Below are 24,464 nucleotides of genomic sequence, written 5' to 3'. Positions count from 1 at the left end.
GGCGCCACCTGCTCTTCGCACAGTTAAGAGGTAAAGCATGTCCGTGACTTCCGGATACGTCCACATCTCCGTCCGCAACGCCCAGAACCGGGCGGCCGCCGCGCAGCGCCAGCCGCAGGCGGGCTACGGGGCGCCCCAGGGCTATCGGCCGCTCCATGCGGTCCCGGGCATGCAGGAGCAGCAGCCGATGACCTCGCCGACGCCCGTGGTCACGCCGAGCGGCCAGGCCGGCCCGCAGCCGGTGAAGAACGACACGCAGGCCCGCGGGTTCGTCCTCTACGTCGGTCTCGACGAGGGGGCCGCCCAGGAGGCCGGTACCTCGCTGGGCAAGCTGGCCACCCAGGTGCGCGCCTTCCTGCAGACGCTGGCTCCGGACGCCAAGACGCACGCCGCGGTGGCGCTCGCCCCGGCCGACGCCACTGGCGACAGCCTCGACGTGGTCCGCCAGGCTCTCGGCGACCCGACCGTCTCCCGCCGCCCGCGCGGTGAGCAGCGCCCGCAGCAGGCAGCGCCGCGACCGTCCGGCGTGCTGATCGATCTCTCGCGTCGCGAGGTCCACCTCGACGGCGAGTCCCTGAACCTGACCTACAAGGAGTTCGAACTGCTGAACTACCTGGTCGAGAACGGGACGCGGACGGTCGGCCGCGACGAGTTGCTGGTCAACCTGTGGCGCAACGCCGAGGAGGTGCCCAACGAGCGGACCATCGACGTGCACATCCGTCGGCTGCGCTCCAAGCTGGGCCGGCTCGCCAACACGGTTCGGACCGTCCGCGGTCAGGGCTACCGCTTCTACGAGCACCCCGAGGTCGTCGTCTGGGCCGCACCGGAGTACTCCATCTAGCAGCGACGTACGCCCCGCAGGGCATGGGGCAGCAGGGCGGCCGCGGAGCATCCTCCTGGATGCTCCGCGGCCGCTCTGCTGCCCGGGGTCTCCCTGCGCCTCGCCGGCGTCCGCCGAGGGGCGCCACGGCGTCGGCGGCGCCGCCGGAGCCCTGCCGCCGGACGCTCCCCTCGGTTCCGGTAGGTGAGTAGGGTGGGGGGCATGAATCGGCACCACCTCAAGCGGCTGATGCTGCTCCGCCATGCGCAGGCGGATTTCCTCTTCGGTGTGGAGGACCACGACCGGCCGCTGGGCTCGCGCGGCGAGCAGGAGGCGCCGAGTCCCGGCCGCTGGATGCTCGAGCACCGCACCGTGCCGGACTACGTCGTCTGTTCGGACGCGCTCCGCGCCCGTTCCACGTGCGTCTGGGTCTCGCACGTCCTCGGCGAGCGGGGTCCGACGCCGTACATCGACTCGCGGGTCTATGGCGCCGACGCGGTGCGTCTGATCTCGATCATCAACGAGACACCCGAGACCGTGGGGACGTTGCTGGTCATCGGGCACCTGCCGACCGTCCAGGACACCGCCCTGCGTCTCGCCTCCGCGGACTCGGACCAGGAGGCCGTCATGGAGTTGGCTCAGGATTACCCGACCGCCGGCTTGACCGTCCTGGAGACCGCCTCGCCGTGGGCGGAGCTGGACGGGCGCGATGCCCGCGTCACCGCTTTCGTCCCGCCCGTCCACCCCACGACAGGAGGCCCTCGATGAGCCGCAAGTTCAAGGTCGGCGACCACGTCGGCTGGAACTCCGAGGCCGGCCACGTCTCCGGCCGAGTGATCAAGGTCCATACGTCCGACTTCGACTACAAGGGGCATCGTCGCCGCGCCAGCGAAGACGAGCCGCAGTACGAGATCGAGAGCGACAAGACGGACCACGTGGCGGCGCACAAGGGCAGCGCCCTGAAGCGCCTCTCCGACTGAAGGGGGAGCCATGCCGGACGAGGAAGCCGTGGTCCTCACGGTGGGTCACTCGACCCACCCGCTGGAGGAGTTCGTCGAGCTGCTCCAGAGCGCCGGGATAGGAGTTGTGGTGGATGTCCGGAGCCTGCCCGGGTCCAATCGGCACCCTCAGTTCAATGCTGAGAACCTCGCGGAGAACCTGCCCGCGCAGGGCATCGCCTATCGACGCGTCCCTGACCTCGGTGGTCGCCGGAACCTGCAGCGGGCGATCGAGCCGGAGGTGAATGGGTTCTGGCAGAACCGCAGCTTCCACAACTACGCCGACTATGCGCTGTCCGAGGACTTCGAGGCCGGGCTGGCCGAGCTGCGGACGATGGCCGATGAGGCGCGGCCGGCGATCATGTGCTCCGAGGCCGTCTGGTGGCGCTGCCACCGGCGCATCATCGCCGATCACCTGTTGGCCCGCGGCGTCGATGTCCGGCACCTCATGCCCGGCGGGCGGGTCCAGCCGGCCGAGCTGACGCGTGGGGCCGTCGTCCGGGGCGGGACCGTCGAGTACCCGGCCTGAGGCTGTCGGGGCCGGCCCTCCGGCCTGCGATTGCAGGCGGGCTGGCAGGCAGGCAGGGGGCCGGACAAAGAAATGTCCCGGGAGCGATGATCTTCGCTCCCGGGACATTAGAACTGGTGCGCCCAAAGGGATTCGAACCCCTGACCTTCTGTTCCGTAGACAGACGCTCTATCCAGCTGAGCTATGGGCGCATATTCTGTTCTCCGGCCGACCGTCGTGCGTTCGACCTCGAATAACTTTACACGAGTCCGACGGGCGTGCAAATTCGGGGTGCGCCTCGGGCGCCCGTCGGTGGGTGAAGATTCGCGCCCCGCGACGCATGAACTAGACCGGTCTACGTGACTTACATCACATCAATTTCGGCTCGAACCGCGGGATTCCGGGGGAGTCGGCGCCGGGTGCGATTCGGACACCGCCTTCCGGAGACCTCTGTCACAGGACGCCGTCAGGGCGGCAACCTAGCATCGAGTTCACCAGTAACAGCCCAATGGAGGGAATGGACATGAGCGTGAGCTTGAATCAGCAGGTTCGTGACGACGAGGCGTTAGTGCCGACGACGCACGAGGAGCTCGCGGCCTGGGTGGCCGAGGTGGCGGAGATGACGCAGCCGGCTGATGTCTATTGGGTGGACGGCAGCCAGGCGGAGAGCGATCGCCTGACCGCCGAGCTGGTCGAGGCGGGGACCCTGCGCAAGCTCAACGACGACCTGTTCCCGAACTCCTACGCGGCGTTCTCGGACCCGGCGGACGTCGCGCGCGTGGAGGAGCGCACCTTCATCTGCTCGAAGGACGAGCGCGACGCCGGCTTCACGAATAACTGGATGGACCCGCAGGAGATGAAGTCGATCCTCCGGGAGCGCTTCACCGGTTCGATGCGCGGCCGCACCATGTACGTCATCCCCTTCGTCATGGGTCCGCTCGATGCCGAGCAGCCGCAGTACGGCGTGGAGATCACCGATTCCGCCTACGTGGTCGCGTCCATGCGGATCATGGCCCGCATCGGCACGGGCGTCCTGCGCAAGATGGAGGCGGAGAACGCCTTCTTCGTCCCCGCGCTCCACTCCGTCGGAGCACCGCTGGCCGACGGCGAGGCGGATGTCCCGTGGCCGTGCAACGAGGAGAAGTGGATCGTCCACTTCCCGGAGGAGCGCTCCATCTGGTCCTACGGATCCGGGTACGGCGGCAACGCCCTGCTCGGCAAGAAGTGCTACGCACTGCGCATCGCCTCCGTTATCGCCCGTGACGAGGGCTGGCTCGCCGAGCACATGCTGATCCTGCGGCTCACCAGCCCCGAGGGCCGGGCCTACAACATCGCAGCGGCGTTCCCGTCGGCGTGCGGCAAGACCAACCTCGCCCTGCTGGACCCGACCATCGAGGGCTGGAAGGCGGAGACCCTCGGCGACGACATCAACTGGATGCGGATCGGCAAGGACGGTGAGCTGCGCGGCGTCAACCCGGAGTACGGTCTCTTCGGCGTCGCGCCGGGAACGGGCTGGTCCACCAACCCGAACGCCATGCGCGCGATCGCCAAGGGGAACTCGATCTTCACGAACGTAGCGCTCACCGACGACGGCGGCGTGTGGTGGGAGGGCATGACCGACGAGGTCCCGGCGCATCTGACGGATTGGCAGGGCAACGAGTGGACGCCGGACTCCGGCCGTCCGGCGGCGCACCCCAACTCGCGCTTCTGCACGCCGATCGACCAGATCGACATGCTCTCGCAGGAGTACTACAACCCGGAGGGCGTGGAGATCCACGCGATCCTCTTCGGCGGCCGGCGCAAGACCACGATCCCGCTGGTCACCGAGGCGCGCTCGTGGGCCAACGGCGTCTTCATGGGCTCCACGCTGTCGTCCGAGACCACTGCGGCGGCGGCCGGCGCCGTCGGCGTCGTGCGCCGCGACCCCATGGCGATGCTGCCCTTCATCGGCTACAACGCCGGCGACTACCTGAACCACTGGGACAGGATCTCCGGTCAGCTCAACCCCGAGCGCCGGCCGAAGATCTTCCTGGTCAACTGGTTCCGACGCACAGCCGACGGCGGCTTCGCCTGGCCGGGCTTCGGTGAGAACAGCCGCGTGCTCAAGTGGGTCACGGAGCGCATCGAGGGCGGTGGGGGCGCCCGGGAGACGCCCATCGGGTACGTTCCGACGGCGGACGCCCTGGACCTCGCCGGGCTCGACGGCTTCACCCCGGAGGACGTCGAGGCCGCTGTCCGCGTCGACGCCGACGAGTGGCGGACCGAGGTCGAGGACATCGAGACCTGGTACGCGAACTTCGGGGACGCCCTGCCGGCGTCCCTGCGCGACGAGCTCGCCGGGCTCAAGGAGCGCTTCCGGGCCTGAGCCTCCGAGCCGCCACTCCGCGCCGACGCCGCTGCTCCGGGACGGACCTCCGTCCCAGAACGGCGGCGTCTTGCGTTGACGTGCGGTTCCGCCGCGCGGCGTCGTCAGCGTGCCTAGGCGACGAGACGACTAGCTGGTGAAAGAATCGGCGCATGATCCTCGCACGGTTGATCCTCGGCCTCCTCACCCTGTCGCCCATGACGGGGTACGACTTGAAGCGGCACTTCGATGCGAGCATCGGGCACGTGTGGAACGCCGACAAGGCGCAGATCTACCGGACGCTGGGCCAGCTGGTCGAGACCGGCATGGCGGTCGTGAAGGTCGTCCCGCAGGAGAACTACCCGGACCGCAAGGAGCACCACATCACCGAGGCCGGCCGCGGCGCGCTCCGGGCGTGGCTGGGCGCCGAACCCGACGCCGAGCCCGCGCGCGAACCGTTCCTCGGCCGCGTCTTCTTCGCCGGCGAGCTCGAGCGCGACGCCGTCGTGCAGCTCCTGCAGGAGCGCCGTACCCGCATCGCCGCCCAGCTCGAGGACTACCGCGAGCAGCGCGCGGATCTGGGTGACTTGGAGGGGTTCGACCGCCGGGCCTACCTGATGGCGGCCACACTGGAGCGGAGCATCGGACAGGCGGACTCGGAGCTCAAGTGGCTCCGTCAGGTGGAGAGGAACCTCCCGTGACGGTCGAGGAGTATCCGGAGGTCCACCCCTCGCGGCGGCCCCGCAGCGACGGCGGGCCGACACGGACCATCGTCTTCCTGCACGGAGGAGCCACCGGCAACTGGTCCTGGCATCGCCAGGTCGAGGCGTTCGGCGACTACCGTGTGCTGACCCCGCATCTGCCGGGGTATGGCGCGCGCCGCAGCGAGCCCTGGCAGGGCCTCGAGAGCGCGGCGGACGATGTCGCGGCGTTCGTGGCCGAGCGGGTGGACACCGGCGTGGTGCATCTCGTGGGTATCTCGCTGGGAGGGCTGGTGGGCCTCCGCGTGCTGGAGCGCCATCCCGAGCTGGTGGGCACGGCCGTCTTCAGCGGGCTTCCCGTGCTGCCCCAGACGGCGGCCCAGCGCGCCGCCGTCCGGGCCCGGCCCCGGATGTGGGGCGCCGACTGGTTCGTCCGTACCCAGGCCGGAGCCTACGGGGCGCTGGAGAGCGCCGGGATCGATGATGCGGAGCCGGAGACGCTCCGTTCCGTCGCCGCGGACGTGGTCCGGGGCGGAGTGCCGCAACTCGACGGCGTCGAGGCCGAGCTCCTCCTGGTCGCCGGGGCGAAGGAGCCGGCTTTCGTCCGCAGGGGGCTCGCCGAACTTCGGAGGGCTGTCCCGCAGGCGACCGTGCGCCTCGCTCCGGGAGCGCATCATGCCTGGAACCTCGAGGAGCCGCTGCTGTTCGACGCCGTCGTCCGGCGCTGGGCCGAGCGGGCGGAGGCGCACCCGCTCCTGGTCGCCCCCTGACCCGAACGGCACCCCGGGAGGGGTGACCGACGAGGGCCGGGCCCCGAGCCGCGGCGCGATGCGCCGCCAGGCGGGGCCCGGCCCTCGGTCAGGTCGGGACGATGCAGCCGGCCGTCAGGCCCAGACGACCACGTCGCTGGACTCCACGCTCGGCTCGGCGAAGTCCCACGCCGGCTCGTCGGCGTCGGGGGACGGGGCGGAGTAGGCCTGCAATGCGGCGACGGCCCCGCCGAGGCTGTGCTCGCCGGCGGCATGGATCGCGTCGCGGCCCTCCTCGAGCAGCGTCACGTCCGAGACCATGGCGACGGCGACGAACTCGTCCTTCTGCTCCTTCAGGACGGCGATCAGGTCCTGCATCATCACGTCGGCGTCGATGTCGGCCTCGGGATCGTCCGCCTCCTCGGGCGGCTGGACGGCCAGCAGGCGCATCTCGCCGTCGGCGTCACCCTCGGCGGGCGTGAGTCCGACGGCGAAGGGCAGGAACACGCCGTGCTCCTCGAGCTGCTCGCGGGCGATGCCCAGCGAGGTGCCGAGCAGGCGGTTGAGTTCCTCGTGCGCCGCGGCGCCCAGATCGGCGATGCGGTTGGTGGTCATGCGTGACTCCTGACGATTTCAAGGACGGTGTCGCGGACAGCCTCCATCGTGCCACGATCCTTCGCCTCGCCGTTATAGCGCAGGAAGGGCTCGGTATTGGACGGTCGGAGGTTGAACCACCACCCACCGTCCTGGGCCGACACCGTGAGACCGTCCATGGTGCCCACGGACGTCCCCGTGCCGACCAGGCCGTTCAGGGCCGCGGCCCGCACGGTCCCGCGCCCGCCGCCGTCGGACTCCCAGCCGGCCGCGAACTGCGCCAGGACCGCCGCGGCGGCCGCGTCCTTGTCCTCGACCCGGGAGTTGATTTCGCCGGAGGCGAAGTACGGGTCGAACTCCTCGGCCAGCTGCGACAGCGGGCGGTCCTGGCCGCCGAGCGCCGCGAGGACGTGCAGAGCCGCGAGCATGCCGGTGTCCGCGTTGAAGAAGTCCCGGAAGTAGTAGTGCGCCGAGTGCTCGCCGCCGAAAACCGCGCCCTCGGCCGCCATGACGGCCTTGATGAAGGAGTGGCCCACGCGGGTCTCGACGGCGCGGCCGCCCTCCCGCTCGATCAGCTCGGGCACCGCACGGGAGGTGATGAGGTTGTGGATCACCACGGGAGTCTCCTCGCCGCCGGCGACGGCGAGGGCGATCTCCCGGCGTGCCACCATCGCGGTGATCGCCGACGGGGTGACCGGCTCGCCGCGCTCGTCGATGACGAAGCAGCGGTCGGCGTCACCGTCGAACGCCAGTCCGATGTCGGCCCCGTGCTCAACGACCGCAGCCTGAAGATCGCGCAGGTTCTCCGGCTCCAGCGGATTCGCCGGGTGGTTCGGGAAGGTGCCGTCCAGCTCGAAGTACAACGGCACGATCTCCAGCGGAAGCGCGGGCAGGATCGAGTCGCCCAGAACGGCCGGCGTCGTCATCCCGCCCATGCCGTTGCCGGCGTCGACCACGACCTTCAGCGGCCGGATGGAGGACAAGTCGACCAGCGAGCGCAGGTAGGCGGAGTAGTCGGCCAGGACATCGGTCTCGGCGGTGCTCCCGCCCTCCACGGGGGTCGGCAGGCCGTCGTCCAGGTAGCGCTGGGCCAGATCGCGGATCTCGAACAGGCCGGTGTCGGCGGAGACCGGAACGGCGCCGGCCTGGGCCATCTTCATGCCGTTGTACTCCGCCGGGTTGTGGCTCGCCGTGAACACCACTCCCGCCGCCTCCAGCGTGCCGCAGGCGAAGTACAGCTCGTCGGTCGAGACCAGTCCGAGCAGCTGCACCCGGCCGCCGCGCGAGGCGGCCCCGCGGGCGAACGCCTGGGCGAACTCGGGCGAGGACGGGCGCATGTCCCGGCCCACCAGCACCGGCTTCCCGGCCAGGCCCAGCACGTCCACGAAGGCCGCGCCGACCGCCTCCACGGCAGACGCCGTCAGGGTCGAGCCCACCACGCCACGCACGTCGTACGCCTTGAATGAGTCAGTGAGATTCAGTCTGTCCACGACGACGAGCATAGTAGGCGCACGCCCGGCCCGCCGGACCGGGCCCCGTTCGGTGGGCCCGAGCCGCGGCCGTCCACAGCCGGGGCGGGCTCACGCCAAGCTGTGAGCGACGGCTGACATACTGACCGGCATGGCTGAGAATGCAGGATCGAACGCAGCGGCGCACCCCGGATACGCGGCACCGCCGCCCGCAACGACGGCCCCGGGCGCTGCCGTCGGGCAGGAGGGCACCGCGACGGGCCGGGCGGCGGAGACGCAACTGCGTGCCGAGGCACGCCAGGTGCTCGGCCGGCTGGTCGGGCGCGACGGCGTCGACTTCCACCCCGGCCAGTTCGAGGCGATCGAGGCTCTGGTCTCGGGCGGCCGCCGGGCCCTCGTCGTCCAGCGCACCGGCTGGGGCAAGTCCGCCGTCTACTTCGTGGCGAGCCTCCTGCTGCGGGCCAGGGGCGCCGGCCCCACGCTGATCGTCAGTCCACTGCTGGCCCTCATGCGGGACCAGGTCGCGGCCGCGGAGCGGGCCGGCGTGCGCGCCGCCGCCATCAACTCGGCCAACGCGCTCGAATGGGACGAGATCCGGGCCCGCCTCGCGGCGGACGAGGTGGACGTCCTGCTGGTCTCACCGGAACGCCTGAACAACCCGCGCTTCCGCGACGAGCAGCTACCGGAGCTGGTCCGCCGCATGGGGCTGCTCGTGATCGACGAGGCGCACTGCATCTCCGACTGGGGGCACGACTTCCGCCCCGACTACCGGCGCATCCGCGACCTGATCCAGGTCCTGCCCGGCAACGTGCCCGTCCTGGCCACGACCGCGACCGCCAACGAGCGCGTGGTCCACGACGTGCAGGAGCAGCTCGCCGCGGACGCCGGCGACGTCTTCGTGCTGCGCGGGCCGCTGGCCCGCAAATCCCTCCGGCTCGGCGTGCTCAAGCTCCCGAGCCCGCGCAGCCAGCTCGCCTGGCTCCTGTCCAATCTGGAGTCGTTGCCCGGCAGCGGCATCATCTACGCGCTGACCGTCTCAGGGGCCGAGGACATCGCCCGTGCCCTGCGCGAGGCCGGGCACCACGTGCTCGCCTACACCGGCCGCACCGGGACCGAGGAACGGGCCGAGGCCGAGCAGGCCCTCAAGGCCAACGCCGTCAAGGCGCTGGTGGCGACCAGCGCGCTCGGCATGGGATTCGACAAGCCGGACCTCGGCTTCGTCGTGCACGTCGGTGCGCCGAGCTCGCCGGTCGCGTACTACCAGCAGGTCGGCCGCGCCGGTCGCGGGACGGACAACGCCGACGTCCTGCTGCTGCCGGGAACGGCCGACAGGGACATCTGGCAGTACTTCGCGACCTCGTCCATGCCGGACCGGGAGCGGGCCGAGGCCGTGCTGGTGGCACTCAACGAGTCCGGGACCCTTTCGGCCCCGCAGCTCGAGGCCAGGGTGAACCTGCGCCGCACCCCGCTGGAGCTGCTGCTGAAAGTGCTGGCAGTGGATGGCGCGGTGCAGCGGGTCTCGGGCGGCTGGGCAGCCACGGGCACGCCGTGGGCCTACGACGGCGAACGGTACGCGCGCGTCGCGGCCGCTCGCGTCGCCGAGCAGAACGCGATGCTCGACTACGAGAACACGTCGGCGTGCCGGATGGAGTTCCTCGCCCTGGCCCTCGACGACCCCGAGGCGGCCCCGTGCGGCCGGTGCGATAACTGCGCCGGCGCCTGGTACCCGACAGGGATCGAGGAGTCCGCGAACGCCGGGGCGCAGGCCGCCCTCGGCCGCGTCGGCGTAGAACTCGAGCCACGGGCCATGTGGCCGGGCGGGATGGACCGGCTCGGGGTGCCGTTGAAGGGCAAGATCAAGCCGGAGGAGATCATGGGCCCCGGCCGCGCCCTCGCTCGGCTGACGGACCTCGGCTGGGGAGGACCTCTGCGGGCCATCTTCGAGGGGGAGGCGCCCGACGCCCCGATCCCCGACGAGATGCTGCGGGCCTGCGTGCAGGTCCTCGCGCAGTGGGGCTGGTCCGAACGGCCCGTCGCCGTGCTCAACCTGCCGTCCCGCCGACGTCCCCAGCTGGTCCGCTCGCTGGCCCAGGGGCTCGCGGAGATCGGGAAACTGCCCTACGGCGGCGAGCTGGAATATCGTCATGGCGGCCCACGCAACGGCCCCGGAGGCAGCAGCGCCTTCCGGCTGGCCGACGTCTACGGGCAGTTCGGCGTCCCGGAGCAGATGGCGCCGAACCTCGCGGCGGCCTCCGGCCCCGTCCTGCTGGTCGACGACATCGCCGACAGTCGATGGACTCTGACCGAGGCGACCAGGGTACTCCGGCTCGCCGGAGCCCCCGGAGTCCTGCCCTTCACCCTCGCCCTCAGCGCCTAGGTCTGGAGCTACTACACTTGTTGGCATGCTGGAAGCGCTGTTCTGGGTCCTGATTCCGTTGCTCGTGCTGACCCTCCTGTGGTGGGGAGTCTCCACGCTGCGCAAGCGGAACGCGGCCGACGTCGCCGCGCACGTCACTGCGGAGGGCGCGAGGGAGGCGTCGGCGCGCCTGAACGCCGACCAGCACCGTGCCATCTACCGGCAGTTGGGCACCGGGAACTTCCTCGCCGCCGTGCAGGAGTACCAGCGGGCCACCGGTGAGCGCAGCGTCAAGACCTGCATCATCGCCGTCCGCAGCCTGGAGCAGTATCCCCAGATCCACGGCCCGCGCGACGTGATGGACGCGGCGCAGGACGGCCCGGACCCCCGGGACGCCGGATCGGCGGCGGAGACCGGGGCACCGTCCCCGCGGCCGCAGTCGGACTCCGGGGCGGAACCCGAGGCGTCCGCCGCGGACGACCGGAACGAGGACGCAGGACCCGCCGACGCCGAGCACCCCGAGGCCGGAGCGACCCCGCAGCGCCAGCCCGCCGGCCCCGCCCCGGCCGGAGACCTGGTCATCCCCTCCGACTGGACGGAGCAGTTCGGCAGCGAGGCAGACCGCAGGGTGGCCACGTACAAGATCACGGAGCAGGTCGACGGCGAGGCCCGCGAGTTCAGCACGGCCGACCTCCCGCCGGCGGAGGCCGACCAGTTCCAGTCCATGATGCGCGACCGCGACTATGAGGGCGCGGCCGAGCTGTTCGCCGACTTCTCCGGGCTGACCAAGGAGAAGATCCAGCCGCTCCTGGAGTCCGCCCCGGCCGCCCAGAACGGTGGCATCGGCGACGGGGTCTCCGACTTCGGATTCGAGGGCGAGGGGCCGAACGGACCCGTCTCGTTCAACTCCGCAGACCTCCCGCCGGCCCAGCGGGTCGAGTTCCTCGAGCACCTCGGGGCCGGACGACTGGAGGAGGCCGGACGGATCGTCGTCGACTTCACCGGACTGCCCGAGGCCGTGGTCCGGCAGGTCCTCACGAGCTTCCAGGGCGGCAAGTAGCCCGCCCCCGGGCCTCCGCCCCCGGGCCTCCGCCCTCTGGGCCGGATCGGCTCCGACACCGCCGTGCGGGGCCGATCCGGGCAGGAGCAAGCCCCGCCGGCTCCGGGTCAGGACAACAAAAAACCCCCTCTGACGAGGGGGTTTTTGGCGGAGACGGGGGGATTTGAACCCCCGGTCGAGTTTAACCCCGACCCTTCATTAGCAGTGAAGTCCGTTCGGCCGCTCCGGCACGTCTCCAGACCGCTGGAAGAACCAGCCAGACAAGACTAGCGAATCCGTCACCGCGTTGCCAAAACGGGGGCCGCCGCGTGCCGCCAGAGGAACTCGTAGCTCATCGCCAGCATGCGGGCCGCCTGCCGCTGATCGGCCGCCCCGGCGTGACCGCCCTCCATGTCCTCGTGGTAGCGGAGGTGCTCGGCGCCCCGCTCGGCCAGCTTCGCGTACATCTTCCGTGCCTGCACGGGTCCCACCCGATCGTCGCTCGTGGCGGTCCAGATCAGCGTCGCCGGGAACCGTGTCCCCGGGGGAACGTCGTCGACCCGGTGCAGCGGGGAGAACGTGCGGACGAAGTCCCATTCCTCCGGTACGTCCGGGTCCCCGTACTCGGCGATCCACGAATGGCCGGCCGACAGGCGGGTGTAGCGGCGCATGTCCAGCAGCGGCACGCCGCAGGACACGGCGGCGAACAGCTCCGGGTACCCGGTGACCATGTTCCCCATGAGCAGCCCGCCGTTGCTCCGCCCGGTGGCCCCGAGCCGCTGCGGCGAGGTCACGCCGCGCCCGATCAGGTCCCGCGCGATCGCCGCGAAGTCCTCGTACGCCCGGTGCCGCTTCTCCTTCAGCGCGGCCCGGTGCCATTCGGGCCCGTACTCGCCGCCGCCGCGGATGTTCGCCACCACGTAGACGCCCGTGCGGCCGGCCCCGTCGCGCCGCGTCAGCCAGCCGCGTCCCACCGCTGCGGAGTACGACGGCGTCAGGCTCGTCTGGAAGCCCCCGTACCCCGTCATCAGGACCGGGTTCTGCCCGTCGGCCGCGAGCCGGGCCGGTCCGACCTGGAAGTACGGCACCCGCGTGCCGTCGTCGCTGGTGGCGAAGTGCTGCTCCACCCGCAGCCCGGCCGTCTCGAAGTGGGAGCCGGCGGCCTTGACGGGAGAGAGCGCCACGATCTCGACGCCGCGGGCCGACTCGTCGTCGCCGGCCGCGGGGTCGGGCTCCGCCGGGTCCAGCACGCCGCGCAGGAGCGTGGTCGGTGTGAGGAAGCCCGACCTGGTCACCCAGACGTCGTTGGGGCGCTCGGGATCCTCGTCGTCGACCGCGGCGACGGAGACCGCCTCGAACTCCGCGCCGGTGTCCAGCCGCGTCAGGCTCCACCCGGCGGCGGGGTCCGCGGCGAAGACGGCGGAGGCCACGTCCTCCAGGACTGCGAGGACCAGGTAGTCCCGCGTGAACGAGTACCCCTGCAGGGCCGTGCGCGCGTCCGGCCGGAAGACGACGGTCACGCCCGGATCCCCGGCCAGGAACGCCTCGAGCCCGGCGACGGCCAGCGAACCGGCCGGCACCACCGTGCCGTCCGCGAGCCACCAGTCGGTGCGCGGGGCGAACACCAGCCACTCCCGGTGCGCATCGACCCGGACGTCCTCCGGCACGTCGACCCGCACCCATTCCTCGCGCCCGTCCGCCGCGGGGCGGAGCAGGTGCGTCCGGGAGTGGTGGAAGTCGACCATGTCGATCGCGAGCGTCCGCTCGAAGCCGGGGGTCTGGTCGTGGACCACTGCCGCCAGCACGTGCCCGGGATCGACGGCGAAGACCTCGGGGGCCGCGGCGACGTCGTGCCCCCGCCGCACCTGCCGGACGGTGCGTGCGTAGGAGGACCGGGTGAGCGACCCGGGGCCGAAGTCGGAGGCCAGGTAGACCGCGTCCGGGCCGGCCCAGGACACCCGGGACTTCGCCACCTCGAAGTCGAACCCGCCGTCCTCGGCGGGCACGAACGCGCGCCGGACGACGTCGAACTCGCGGATCCGGACGGCGTCCCCGCCGTCGGGGGAGAGCTTCACGAGGGCCCGCTCGTACGGCTCCCGGAGGGCCGGCCGCAGCATCTGCACGCCGGCGTAGACCCAGTCGACGCCTTCGCGCGCGGCGAGCGCGTCGACGTCGAGGAGCGTCTCCCACTCCGGCTCGTCCGTCAGGTAGGACGCCCACTCGGTCCGCCGCCACACTCCCTTGGGGTGCTCGGCGTCGCGCCAGAAGTTGTAGTAGTGGGGGCCGCGCTTCACGACGCCGGGGATCCGGTCCTCCGCCTCGAGGACCTCCTGCAGGGAGTCGACCAGGGCCTCGTAGCCTCCGGCCGGGCCGGCCGGGCCGTCCTGCAGCCAGGCCTCCGTCTCGGTATTGCGCGCCCGGACCCAGTCGAGCGCGTCGGCGCCGTGGATGTCCTCGAGCCACGCGAAGGGATCCGCCGCCCCGTCGGCCCGGGCGTCTCCGCCGCCGAGCGCTGTGCCGGTTCCATCCATCGCTGCTCCCATCGCCGCTTCCACTGCTGCTCCCACCGCTGCCGGGCCTCCGCCGGCCGGCGCTTGCGAGCCAGTCTAGGGGGCGGGATCGGCTCGCTGCCCCGGGTGGCGGCACGCACCGCGCTACGCTGAGGGGCACGCGGAGACCGGCGCCCCGGATCCGGCCCTCGGAGGCCGGGCCTCGGAGCCGGGGGCGTGCAGGACCGGGGACACTTCACCGGTCGGACCGAATTCTTGGAGAGTGTATGCGGCGCGAACGGTATGTCGTCACGGTGGTGGGGGCCGGACCCCGGGGGACCTCGGCCCTGGAACGGCTGCTGGCCCGGCTCGAGGCGGCGACCGCTCCGGACGAGCCCGTGCCGGGACCCGTCGACATCCGCGTGGTGGACCCGTACCGCCCGGGCTCGGGGCATGTGTGGTCGCCACGGCAGTCCCGGCTCTTCCTCATGAACACGCCGGCCGTGTACCCCACCGTCGCGCCCCCGCGCCGCTCGGGCGAGCCCGGCCTGACCTTCGACCAGTGGCGCCGGCTCCGCGGGGACGGTGCCACCCTGGCGCCGGTCGAGCTCGAGGAGCTGGACTCGCTCGGTCCCGGCGACTACCCCTCGCGCGCCCTCTACGGGCGGTACCTGGAGCACGTGTACGACGCCGTGGCGCAGCGGCTGCGCGAGCACCCCGCCGTCGCGTCGGTGGAGCACGTGCCGGCCTCGGCGGTCCGGCTCGACAAGCGCGGCACCGACTACCTGCTCACGCTGCGCTCCACCGACGGGGACGTCAGCACCCTGGCGGCCGACGCCGTCGTCCTGGCCGTGGGGCACGTCCCGGCCGAGCTGAACCCCCGCCAGGCCGCGGCCGGGCAGCGGGCCGACGAGCTCGGGCTCGTGTACCAGGGCCCCAACGTGCCCTCCGACGTGGACTGGTCCGTGTTCCCCGGCGGCGAGCCGCTCCTGGTGCGCGGCCTCGGGCTGAACTTCTTCGACGCGCTCGCCCAGCTGACGCAGGGCCGCGGCGGCGACTTCGTCACCGTCGGCCGGGAGCCCGGGCGGCGGCTCGAGTACCGTCCGAGCGGCCGGGAGCCCCTGATCCACGCGGGCTCACGCCGCGGCGTCCCATACCGGGCGAAGGCCGAGGTCCCCGCGTTCGTGCCGCCCAGCGTCGAGCTGGCGTACCTGACGTTCGAGCGCGTGCACGCCCTCGCCGCCGCCGGCGCGCCGGGCGAGCCGGCGGGCAAGGTCGGCTTCGACGCCCACATCTGGCCGCTGCTGCACCGGGACGTGCTCCGGACCTTCTACACCGTCGCGGCGCGGGTGCGCCCGGGGGCGTTCTCCGACCCGGCCGGGTTCCTGGCGCGGATGGACGAGATCCTCGACGCCCCACGCCATGCCGACCAGACCGTGCAGGGGACCCGCGTCCACGGCCAGGAGGTCTGGCGCTCGCGGCTGGCCGAGCTGGTCGAGGAGGTGGCCCCCGGCGTCGGCTGGCTGGACGTCCCCGCCCTGGGGCACCCGTTCGCACGGCGCGGATTCGCCGACGCCGACGAGTACCAGCGGGCGGTGCAGGCGTACCTGGAGGAGGACGCCAGGTCCTCGGCGGCGGGCGAGGAGGACCCGTTGAAGATGGCGATCGGCGCGCTGCATGCCGGTCGGCTCCTGATCAAGCGCATGGTCGCCGAGGGCCTCGTGGACGAGGTCTCGCGCACCGACGAGCTCCAGCGCTGGTTCGAGCCGCTGGTCGAGGGCACGGCCAGCGGGCCGCCGCTGCGCCGGATCGAGGAGCTGATCGCGCTCAGCCGGGCCGGCGTCGTGCGCTTCCTCGGGCCGGACCCGGTGTACTCGCTCGAGGAGGAGGGCGAGTACGCCGGCGTCTTCACCGCCTCGTCCCCGTGGGTGGACGCCTCGCCGGCGACCGCGCACCACATGCTCGAGGCGATGATGCCCGCCAACCGGGTGGCCCACACCGCCTCCGAGCTGCTCCGCCAGCTGCAGGACGACGGGCTGGCCCGCCCGCGGGCGATGCCCACCGAGGAGGGCGAGCTCATGCCCGGGTCCGGGTTCGACGTCGTCGGGCGCCCCTACCGTCTGGTGGACGCCCACGGGGTCGCCCACCGGGCGCTGTTCGTCCTGGGCCTGCAGCTCTCCAGCGTCCAGTGGGGCACGGCCATCGCCGCCGAGTCGGAGGGCACGGACGACGACGGCGCCCGCACCCTCGCGGATGCGGACGCCGTCGCCGTGGAGATCGTCAGGCTCGCGGCCCGGTAGCCCGTCGCCGGGCGGCCCGGCGTGCGGCTACTTCTTCGGGAGGTCGATGCCGACGATCGCCGGGTCGTGGTCCGAGGCCCGGTAGGGATCCGGCGCGTAGAAGTCGGTCGCGTTGTAGTTGTAGCGGCTGTACTCCAGGGCGATCGGCTCGTCCGCGTTGATGTCCCACACGGTGTGGCCGGTGACCTGCGCGGCCGCGGCGGGCGAGGCCAGGATGTGGTCCAGCGAGCCGACCAGCCCGCCGTAGAGGTACGTGTGCTCCTTCTCCCCGTCGGCGGCGGCGCCCAGGTTCGTGTAGCCGGCCGCGTGGAAGACCTGCATCGGGTCCTCCTGCGTGTAGGAGTTGAAGTCGCCGGTGAGAAAGACCTTCTCGGTGTTCCGCTCCTGCGTCATCTCCCCGGCGAAGGCCACCAGCGCCTCGGCCTGGGCCACGCGGGCCGCGTTCCAGGCGCCCTGGCCGTCGCCGGCGTCGTCGTTGGACGATCCGTCGTCCGGCGCGGAGCCCTTGGACTTGAAGTGGTTCACGATCGCGAGGAAGCGCGTCTTGCTGTTCCCGCCGACCTTCTGGAAGGCCTGCGCCAGGGGCTGGCGCGCGTTGGAGAAGGCGGGGTCGTCCAGGATGACCGACTCGTCGATCGGCTTCACCGCCGCGGGCTTGAAGATGAACGCCGTGCGGATCACGTCCTCGTCCGCCGGCAGGTCCGCCGGGCTGGGCACGAAGTCCCAGACCGGCGCGCCGGCCCCCTCGTTGAGGGCGGCCGTCAGGGTCGCCAGGGCCTCGTCGCGGTCCTGGCCGAACGCGGCCGAGTTCTCGATCTCCTCCAGCGAGACGACGTCCGCGCCGAGCCCGTTGATCGCGGCGACGATCTTGGCCTCCTGACGCTCGAGGTCGTCCTCGTCGGCGGCGCCGCGCGGTCCGTCCGGGTTGCAGCGGTTGGTGCCGACGGGCTCGCCGTCCCGGTCCGTGTACCAGGAGCAGCTGCCGCCGAGCTCCTCCACGAACTCCCGGCCGGTGGTGGTGAAGTAGTTCAGGACGTTGAAGGAGGCGATCCTCACGTCGCCGCCGACCTCGGCCGGCGCCTGCGTGCGGGTGTCGGCGAACGACGCCGGGGCGTCGTCCGGGTTCTCGCCGGTCAGCTGGGTCTGGGGCTGGAACCGCCACTGGTCGTAGCGGTAGTCGAGGACCACCGGTGACGTGAACGTCGTCGCCGCGCCGACGCGCACGGGCGTCCCGGGGGAGAGATAGGGCAGCGGGATGTCCTGGTTGCGGCTGCCGCCCATGAAGTTCACGGTCGCGCCGTCGTCGAGCGTGACGCTCCGCTGGGCGTTCTCCGCCTCGATCGCGGCAGCGAGGTCCGACCCGGCCGGAGCCGCGTCGGTCGGCTGCGGCAGCCGCGCCTCCCCGGGGAGCAGGGAGCTCTCGCCGAAGGCCAGGCCGATCTCCCCGTACTGGTTCAGCGAGTAGTTGTCCGCGACGGTCCAGCGGCCCTCCGGCTGCCACAGCATGCCCTCGTACCGCTCGCGCTCGGCGTCGGTGGTGGGCCAGGCCGCGGTCAGCGGCTTGACGGCCTCGGCCGGCTCGTCCACGGGGGAGACCCGCCCCGCGGTCGCGTCCACCTGGGTCATGCCGTAGTACTCCGTGGCGGTGCCGGCGACCTCGACGTGATCGCCGACCGCCACGGAGGCCACCGCCTCCGGCGCGTAGACGAAGATCCCGTGGCTGGCGGCCGCGTCGTCGCCGCCCTCGGATCCGGTGCCGGCGGTCTGGAGGAAGAATCCGTCGATCCCGCCCGTGGGGAAGGCCGCCGTCACCACGCCGCGGGTGGACACGCGCTCGCCGGCCAGCGGGCTGGCCGCGCCCGCACCCTGGATCTCGGCGATGGAGACCGCCTGCGGTTCCGGTGCCGGCTCCGGCTCGGGGGTGGTGCCGGGATCGCCGGCCCCGCCGGAGGCCGTCGGCGTGACGTCGGGGCTGAGCGCGAAGTCGGCGCGGTTGTCGTCGGTGTCGACGCCGTCGGTCCGGTTGAACGAGAGCGGTTCCGAGTTGCTGGCGGGCGAGAGGGCCGCCTGCGTCTCGAACGTGTTCGAGCCGCCGTAGCCCAGCAGGTCCGCGACGTCCTGGACGCCGATGATCGAGCCGGTGGGCAGGCTCAGCGGCTCCGTCGTCTCGGCGAGGACCACGGTGCCGTTCGTCCCGCCGGGGTTGAACGAGGTCGTCAGGTCCGGGGCGGGCAGCGCGGCGCCGGAGGTGCCGTTGCTCCCGCCGGCCACCAGGAACGTCTCGCCGGGGGCGATCGTCCCGGTGAGCTCCACGGTGGAGTGCGTCGCCGCGGTGCCGGAGGCGGAGCGGTACTGCAGGCTCCAGCCGGCGAGCGACACCGGCGCGCCGGAGGTGTTGAGGAGCTCGACGAACTTGTGGGTGTAGACGGCGTTGCGGCTGCCGCCGGAGAGGTAGGCCTCGTTGATGATGACGCCGCCCTCCGCCGCCGCGGACGCGGAGGCGGAGGGCGACGCGACGGCCGTCGAGGCGGGGACTGCGGCGGCGGCCGCCGAGGCGACGGCCAGGGAGGCCGTCAGCGCCAGTGCCGCCGCGAGAGCGGTGGGGCGAGTGGAGTGTGGACGCACAGGGGTTCCTTCACGAGGACGGGAACGGAGCAGGACGGTCCGCGGGCGCGGACGCAAAACAACAGCTTCAGAGTTCACCAGTTTTCCATGAACGGTGAGTTGCGTCACGGTGTCCGGGAGGTGGACCGCCGGTGCAGGCTCGGCGACCGGTCTCTCATCGGTTCCTCCTGCGCTTCTCATCCGCGCCTCATCTGGGTCTGACTAGATGGTTTCTGCGACCGGACGTCCCGCTGTCGCCGACCGACCACCCCAGGAGTGCACCATGACTGTCACCGACACCAGGACCTCGACCCTCCCCGGCACCGGGATGGCAGGTCTCCACGCCCCCGCTCCCCGAGCGGAGAGCCGTCCCGAGGGGCGCGCCGCCGCCGCCGAGCCCGAGTCCTTCCTCGCCCCCACCTTCGAGGCGGTCCGCCCGGGTCTGCACGAGGAGGCGCTCGCCGAGGAGCGCCTCCTCGCCGCCCGCCCCGCCTACACCACCCGCTTCGTCGCCGGGCACGTCGCGGCCGCACCGTCCGGGTACGCCCTGCGGTCGGGGGCAGGGGTCGTCCCCCAGGCCGGCGACGTCGTCCTCGCGCGCGTGCTCGAGATCGGCCAGCACAAGCGGCTCGAGAGTCCGGTCTCGCGCAAGGCCCTGCTGTTCCCGGGGCAGGAGATCCTCGTCGCCTACGGTCACCGGTACGCGCCGGACCAGTTCCTCGCCTACGTCCCGTCGTCGCTGGAGCCGTGCGATCTCGTGGCCGGCGGCGGCCTCGCCTCGCAGGTCCGCAAGGCCCACGCCCGCGTCGAGGAGGCCACCCGGATCGAGCCGATCGGCCTACTCGCCGACGACGACGGCGTCGTCAACCTCCGCGACCACGCACCCGAGCGCCTCGTCGCCGCTGAGCGGCTGCCCGACGCGCTGCCCCCGATCTTCGCCGTGCTCGGCTCGTCCATGAACTCGGGCAAGTCGACGACGGTCGGCTGCCTCGTCAATGGGCTCTCCAACGCCGGCCTCGCCGTCGCGGCGGGCAAGGTGACCGGCACGGGCGCCGGGAACGACGTCAACCTCTTCCGGGATGCCGGCGCCACCCGCGTCATGGACTTCACCGATTTCGGCTACCCCACCACCTTCCAGACCGACTACGCCGAGATCTGCCAGCTCCTCACCAGCATGGTCGCCGCGCTCGCCGCGGACGCCCCGGACGTGATCGTGCTGGAGATCGCCGACGGCATCTTCCAGGGGGAGACGGGGCGGCTGCTGGCCGATCCGCTGTTCCACCGGGTCGTGGACTCCACCCTGTTCGCCGCGCAGGAGGCGCTCGGAGCCCTCTCCGGCAGCAGCATCCTGCGTGAGTCCGGCGTCGAGGTCGCCGCCATCTCAGGTGTCCTGACCGCGTCGCCGCTGGCCGCGGCCGAGGCGGCGGGGCATGTCCCGGAACGGATCATCCCGACCTTCGACCTCTGCCGGCCGGAGGTCGCGGCCAGCCTCCTCGCGGGGGCGCGCCGGTGATCTCCGCCGGCCCCCCGGCGCCCGCGTCGACGCCGGCACCCGTGTCGACGCCGGCCCCGCGCCGTGACCGCGCGCCGGGCGAGCGCCGCGGCGACGAGCCGCTGCCTCCCCTGCTGGTCGGCACCCGGCGCTGGTACCTCGCGGGGCTGATCGCCCTGGCGCTGGTGCGCGCCGGGGCCTCGGTCCTGGCCGCCGCGCTGGCGGGCCGGCTCGTCGGCGCGGCCGGGACGGGCGCACCCGTGCAGGGGCTGCTGGCCGCCGCGGCGGCCGCCGTCGTCGCGGTGGGCGCCAGCGTGTTCGCCGAGCGGCTCGTCGCGGAGCAGCTGGGGCAGGACTACATCCACGAGCTGCGCGTGAAGCTCGTGCGCTCGACCCTCGACTCGGACCGGAGCCGCAGCGCCGGGGTGACCATCGCCCGCAGCACCAACGACCTCACGGCGGTGCGCAACTGGGTGGCGCAGGGCATCGCGCCCCTCGTCGCCGGGATCCCGCTCGTGGTCGTCACGGTCGTGTGGCTCTCCCTGACCAGTGTCTGGCTCGGGGCGGCGGTCGGCCTGCCGCTGCTGCTGCTGGTGGCCGTGCTGCTGCTGCTCTCGCGCCCGGCGTTCGAGCGCGCGCGCACCGTCCGGCGGGCCCGAGGCCGGCTGGCCGCACAGGTCGCCGACACTGTGCACGCCCGTGAAGCCGTCCGCTTCGCCGGCGGGTCGGCGCGCGAGGCCCGGCGCGTCGACCGGGCCGGGCAGCGCGTGGTGGAGGCCGCCCTGTCGCGCGCCCGCATCACCGGCGTGCTCCGCTCGGCCTCCATGGTCGCGCCCATCGCCGCGTCCATCGGGGTCGGACTGCTCGCCTCGAGCGGCCGGGTCGATGCCGCCACGGCCTCCAGCGCACTCATGCTCGCCGGCGTGGTGGGCGCCCAGTCCACGGAGCAGGGGCGCGTGGTCGAGTACCGGCAGAACTTCCGGGCCGCGCGCCGCATCATCGCACCGGTCCTCAGCGAGGCGGGTCCCTCCGCGACTGGGGCAGGAGCGGCCCGCCGGGGGCTCGGGGGCCCCGGCACGGGCCAGTCCGCGCCGTCCGGGTCCGCCGGGGCCTCCGGGCAGGCCGTGGAGCTCACCCGCCGGCCCGCGGACGGCGGCGGGGATGCCGAACCACTCCTGGAGGCGGTGCCCGGCGAGACGGTCCGGCTGGTTGGCGGCGACGTGCAGGTGGACGCGGTCTTCCACGAGCTCGCCGGTCTCGCCCCGGGCCGTGCCGCGTGCCGGGTCGCGGGGGTCGATCTGGCAGCGGCCGGTCCTCGGGAGCGCCGCCGGCTGGTCGGCTACGCGTCCTCGGGCATGCCGCTGGAGCGCGGGAGCATCCTCCGCGCGGTCCGCTACCGGCTCCCGGACGCCGACGACGACGAGGCCCGGGCCGCGCTCGCTGCCGCCGGCGCGGATCCGGAGGCCTGGGAACGGACCCTTCCGCAGGGGCTCCGGACTCTCCTGCGGAACGGGGGGCAGCCTCTCACCCCCGGCCAGCGGGCCCAGGTCCACCTGGCCAGGGCCGTGCTCGGGACGCCGCCGCTGCTCCTGCTCAACCGGATCGACGCCGATCTGGACGCGGCCGGTCGCCGCGCACTGCGCGCGCTCGTCCGCGGCTACCCGGGCATCGTGGTCCTCGCGTCCAACGGGTCCGATGGCACCGGCGGCGCGGGGGAGGCCGCCCCGGCCGGCGAGGGCCCGCAAGGCGACGGCCCGGAGCCCGGGGCGCGCGTCGTCGTCGTGCCCGACTGAACTGTGCCGGACTGAACTGTGCCCGACTGACTCGTGCCCGGCCGATCCGGTCGTGGCCGCGGCGTCCGCGGCGGGGCGGACACGTCCCCGGACGCGGCGAAGGCCCCGCCCCTCCCGGACGGGGAGGGCCGGGGCCTTCGACACTGCGGATGGTAAGGGATTTGAACCCTTGGTGCGGGGTCGCCGCACACCGGTTTTCAAGACCGGCTCCTTAGGCCGCTCGGACAACCATCCGGAGAGACCAACTCTAGAGCCAGCCGCTGCGCGTCGCCAAAGCCACGGCGCGCGGCCCCTCCCCGGTACCCGAAACGGTTCTTCCACGACGCGCTGACCTGAGGCAGAATGCGTGGTGGCCGTCGTCACGTCGGCGGCCGAGTCCCAGCGGTCCGCTGGCGGCGGGCCGGCCCCGTCGGCCGGCCGGCCGCGCTCCCAGGAGGTCGCATGAGCTGGCTGGACCGGTCCCATTCCGTCGCACCGCAGAACTTCAACCGGTGGCTGATCCCGCCCGCGGCCCTGGCCGTCCACCTGTGCATCGGACAGGCCTACGCCACCAGCGTCTACAAGACGGCCCTCGTGGAGCACTTCGGCGCGAGCCTGACGGAGATCGGCGTGATCTTCTCCATCGCGATCGTGATGCTCGGCCTCTCCGCCGCGGTGATGGGCACCTGGGTGGAGCGGTCCGGTCCACGCAAGGCCATGTTCGTGGCCGCCTGCTTCTGGTCCGCCGGCTTCCTCGTCGGATCGGCCGGCATCTTCTCCCAGCAGCTGTGGCTCGTCTACGTCGGGTACGGCCTGCTCGGCGGCATCGGGCTCGGCATCGGCTACATCTCCCCGGTGTCCACGCTCATGAAGTGGTTCCCGGACCGCCCCGGCATGGCGACCGGCATGGCGATCATGGGCTTCGGCGGCGGCGCGCTCGTGGCCTCGCCCCTGTCCACCCGGCTGATGCGCCTCTACGACCCCGAGTCCGGCGCCGAGGGATGGATCCCCTCCGGCGAGGCCGTCGGCCAGCTGTTCGTCACGCTCGGCGTCGTCTACTTCTGCTTCATGGTGTACGGCGCGCTCACCATCCGCGTCCCGGCCGAGGGCTGGCGGCCGCGGGGCTGGCACCCGAGCCAGGCCAAGAAGTCGGCGCTCGTCACGGACAACAACGTCTCGGCGCGGAGCGCCATCCGGACGCCGCAGTTCTGGCTCCTCTGGGCGGCCCTGTTCCTCAACGTCACCGCGGGCATCGGCATCCTCGAGCAGGCGGCCCCCATGATCCAGGACTTCTTCCGGGCCGGCGACGGCGCATCCGCGGTGTCCGCGGCCGTGGCCGGCGGCTTCGTGGGCCTGCTCTCGATCGGCAACATGCTCGGCCGCTTCGGCTGGTCCTCGGCCTCGGACCGGATCGGCCGCAAGGGCGTCTACATGGTCTTCCTCGGCGCCGGCGCGGTGCTCTACACCGCCCTCGCCCTGGTCGGCGACACCAGCCGCCTGCTCTACATCTTCCTGGCGTTCGTCATCATCTCCTTCTACGGCGGCGGCTTCGCCACGGCCCCGGCCTACCTGAAGGACCTCTTCGGCACGTACCAGGTCGGCGCCATCCACGGCCGGCTCCTGACCGCCTGGTCCGCCGCCGGCATCGCCGGACCCGCCATCGTCAACGGGTTCCTCGACGCGCAGGGCGAGCCCGGGACCATGATGGCGGAGAACTACCGGCCCGTCCTGTTCACCATGGTCGCGCTGCTCGCCGTCGGCTTCGCCGCCAATCTCCTGATCCGCCCGGTCCACGAGCGCTTCCACGAGCCCCCGCCCGCCGGAGCCGGTGACGCCCGCGGGGCAGCGGACGATCGTGGACGGGAGCTCGTCTCGAGCCCCTCGGCGGCGGGGGACCCCGCGGCCGGGGAGTCCGCGGAGAGCGGCTCGGCGGAGAGCGGCTCGGCGGCGACGGCGGCCGGGGGCCCGCACCGGGATGGACCGGGGGCCAAGAACGCCGGCTCGGCAGCCGACGACGACCGCCCGGAGACCGACCGCCCGGAGACCGACCGCGCCGTGGGCCGCGTCGCCTTCGGCTGGCTCCTCGTCGGCGTCCCCCTGCTGTTCGGCGTCTGGCAGACGCTCCTGCGCGTGGGCCAGCTGTTCGGCTGACCGCGACCGCAGCTCCGTGCAGGAGGCCGGGTACCGGCCCACTGTGCGAGACTGCCAGCAGCAGTGGCGGCACGCCCG

The 24,464-nt window shown here is 72.6% G+C and carries 17 protein-coding genes, 3 tRNA genes and 1 pseudogene; 14 read left to right on the top strand and 7 right to left on the bottom strand.

The features are described from left to right. The first annotated feature begins 37 nt into the window (after positions 1-37). From ABD784_RS12975 to ABD784_RS12960, 4 genes are all read left to right on the top strand, one after another. Complete coding sequence (locus ABD784_RS12975; protein WP_344885470.1) at positions 38-841, top strand: winged helix-turn-helix domain-containing protein; 804 nt, start codon at positions 38-40, stop codon at positions 839-841. Positions 842-1,042: 201 nt separating this feature from the next. After that, the gene (locus ABD784_RS12970) at positions 1,043-1,588 is read left to right on the top strand and encodes a SixA phosphatase family protein (protein ID WP_344885467.1); all 546 of its coding nucleotides are present in this window, start codon (positions 1,043-1,045) and stop codon (positions 1,586-1,588) included. Then, positions 1,585-1,800, top strand: coding sequence for a hypervirulence associated TUDOR domain-containing protein (locus ABD784_RS12965; protein WP_344885464.1), 216 nt, complete (start codon positions 1,585-1,587; stop codon positions 1,798-1,800). The genes ABD784_RS12970 and ABD784_RS12965 overlap by 4 nt, the downstream gene beginning before the upstream one ends. 10 nt (positions 1,801-1,810) lie before the next feature. Continuing rightward, positions 1,811-2,347, top strand: a complete 537-nt coding sequence (locus tag ABD784_RS12960) for a DUF488 domain-containing protein (protein WP_344885462.1) — start codon at positions 1,811-1,813, stop codon at positions 2,345-2,347. Positions 2,348-2,461: 114 nt separating this feature from the next. Here the strand turns inward: ABD784_RS12960 and ABD784_RS12955 are convergent. After that, positions 2,462-2,538 (bottom strand) — tRNA-Arg (locus tag ABD784_RS12955). Between the two features lie 311 nt (positions 2,539-2,849). Here ABD784_RS12955 and ABD784_RS12950 point away from each other — a divergent pair. The 3 genes from ABD784_RS12950 to ABD784_RS12940 all read left to right on the top strand — a co-directional run bounded on the left by ABD784_RS12950 (position 2,850) and on the right by ABD784_RS12940 (position 6,141). Then, positions 2,850-4,691, top strand: a complete 1,842-nt coding sequence (locus tag ABD784_RS12950; RefSeq protein ID WP_344885459.1) for a phosphoenolpyruvate carboxykinase (GTP) — start codon at positions 2,850-2,852, stop codon at positions 4,689-4,691. A gap of 152 nt (positions 4,692-4,843) precedes the next feature. Further along, positions 4,844-5,371 carry a PadR family transcriptional regulator gene (locus ABD784_RS12945; protein ID WP_344885456.1) on the top strand — a complete coding sequence of 176 codons (528 nt, stop codon included), beginning with the start codon at positions 4,844-4,846 and terminating at the stop codon, positions 5,369-5,371. Then, entirely contained in the window at positions 5,368-6,141 is a 774-nt protein-coding gene (locus ABD784_RS12940; RefSeq protein WP_344885453.1) for an alpha/beta fold hydrolase, read from the top strand. Before ABD784_RS12945 ends, ABD784_RS12940 begins: the two co-directional genes overlap by 4 nt. A gap of 114 nt (positions 6,142-6,255) precedes the next feature. Here ABD784_RS12940 and ABD784_RS12935 read toward each other — a convergent pair whose 3' ends face one another. After that, the gene (locus ABD784_RS12935; RefSeq protein ID WP_344885450.1) at positions 6,256-6,735 is read right to left on the bottom strand and encodes a hypothetical protein; all 480 of its coding nucleotides are present in this window, start codon (positions 6,733-6,735) and stop codon (positions 6,256-6,258) included. Beyond that, a complete protein-coding gene (locus tag ABD784_RS12930) occupies positions 6,732-8,204 on the bottom strand; it encodes a phosphohexomutase domain-containing protein (RefSeq protein WP_425582982.1) in 1,473 nt (490 codons plus the stop codon). Before ABD784_RS12930 ends, ABD784_RS12935 begins: the two co-directional genes overlap by 4 nt. Positions 8,205-8,334: 130 nt before the next feature. Here ABD784_RS12930 and ABD784_RS12925 point away from each other — a divergent pair, with 130 nt between their 5' ends. After that, complete coding sequence (locus tag ABD784_RS12925) at positions 8,335-10,560, top strand: RecQ family ATP-dependent DNA helicase (RefSeq protein WP_344885443.1); 2,226 nt, start codon at positions 8,335-8,337, stop codon at positions 10,558-10,560. 25 nt (positions 10,561-10,585) lie between these two features. After that, positions 10,586-11,599 carry a hypothetical protein gene (locus tag ABD784_RS12920; protein WP_344885440.1) on the top strand — a complete coding sequence of 338 codons (1,014 nt, stop codon included), beginning with the start codon at positions 10,586-10,588 and terminating at the stop codon, positions 11,597-11,599. A gap of 145 nt (positions 11,600-11,744) precedes the next feature. On the opposite strand, the gene ABD784_RS12915 is transcribed toward ABD784_RS12920, so the two are convergent. Both ABD784_RS12915 and ABD784_RS12910 read right to left on the bottom strand, forming a co-directional pair. After that, a tRNA-Ser gene (locus tag ABD784_RS12915) sits at positions 11,745-11,836 on the bottom strand. A 41-nt stretch (positions 11,837-11,877) separates the two neighbouring features. After that, the gene (locus tag ABD784_RS12910) at positions 11,878-14,121 is read right to left on the bottom strand and encodes a prolyl oligopeptidase family serine peptidase (protein WP_344885437.1); all 2,244 of its coding nucleotides are present in this window, start codon (positions 14,119-14,121) and stop codon (positions 11,878-11,880) included. A gap of 233 nt (positions 14,122-14,354) precedes the next feature. On the opposite strand from ABD784_RS12910, the gene ABD784_RS12905 reads away from it, so the two are divergent. Beyond that, complete coding sequence (locus tag ABD784_RS12905) at positions 14,355-16,367, top strand: FAD/NAD(P)-binding protein (RefSeq protein WP_344885434.1); 2,013 nt, start codon at positions 14,355-14,357, stop codon at positions 16,365-16,367. 27 nt (positions 16,368-16,394) lie between these two features. Here the strand turns inward: ABD784_RS12905 and ABD784_RS12900 are convergent, their stop codons facing one another. Beyond that, a complete protein-coding gene (locus ABD784_RS12900; RefSeq protein WP_344885431.1) occupies positions 16,395-18,992 on the bottom strand; it encodes an ExeM/NucH family extracellular endonuclease in 2,598 nt (865 codons plus the stop codon). A gap of 262 nt (positions 18,993-19,254) precedes the next feature. Between ABD784_RS12900 and ABD784_RS12895 the strand changes: the two genes are divergently transcribed. Together ABD784_RS12895 and ABD784_RS12890 are read left to right on the top strand one after the other, a co-directional pair. Further along, positions 19,255-20,484, top strand: coding sequence for a DUF1611 domain-containing protein (locus ABD784_RS12895; protein ID WP_344885428.1), 1,230 nt, complete (start codon positions 19,255-19,257; stop codon positions 20,482-20,484). Positions 20,485-20,525: 41 nt separating this feature from the next. Continuing rightward, positions 20,526-22,256 (top strand): ABC transporter ATP-binding protein, encoded by a 1,731-nt coding sequence (locus ABD784_RS12890; protein WP_344885425.1) that lies wholly within the window; start codon positions 20,526-20,528, stop codon positions 22,254-22,256. Positions 22,257-22,402: 146 nt separating this feature from the next. On the opposite strand, the gene ABD784_RS12885 is transcribed toward ABD784_RS12890, so the two are convergent. Continuing rightward, positions 22,403-22,490 (bottom strand) — tRNA-Ser (locus ABD784_RS12885). 207 nt (positions 22,491-22,697) lie between these two features. On the opposite strand from ABD784_RS12885, the pseudogene ABD784_RS12880 reads away from it, so the two are divergent. Then, positions 22,698-24,053, top strand: a pseudogene (locus ABD784_RS12880) (OFA family MFS transporter); the annotation flags it as partial. A 237-nt stretch (positions 24,054-24,290) separates the two neighbouring features. Then, on the top strand, positions 24,291-24,386 hold the full coding sequence (locus ABD784_RS14355; protein ID WP_425582990.1) for an MFS transporter small subunit: 96 nt from the start codon (positions 24,291-24,293) through the stop codon (positions 24,384-24,386). Positions 24,387-24,464: the final 78 nt, after the last annotated feature.

The organism is Zhihengliuella alba (assembly GCF_039538765.1).
GTDB lineage: Bacteria > Actinomycetota > Actinomycetes > Actinomycetales > Micrococcaceae > Zhihengliuella > Zhihengliuella alba.
The sequence above is the reverse complement of the archived record's forward strand: the minus strand, read 5'-3'. Positions and strand labels throughout refer to the sequence as shown.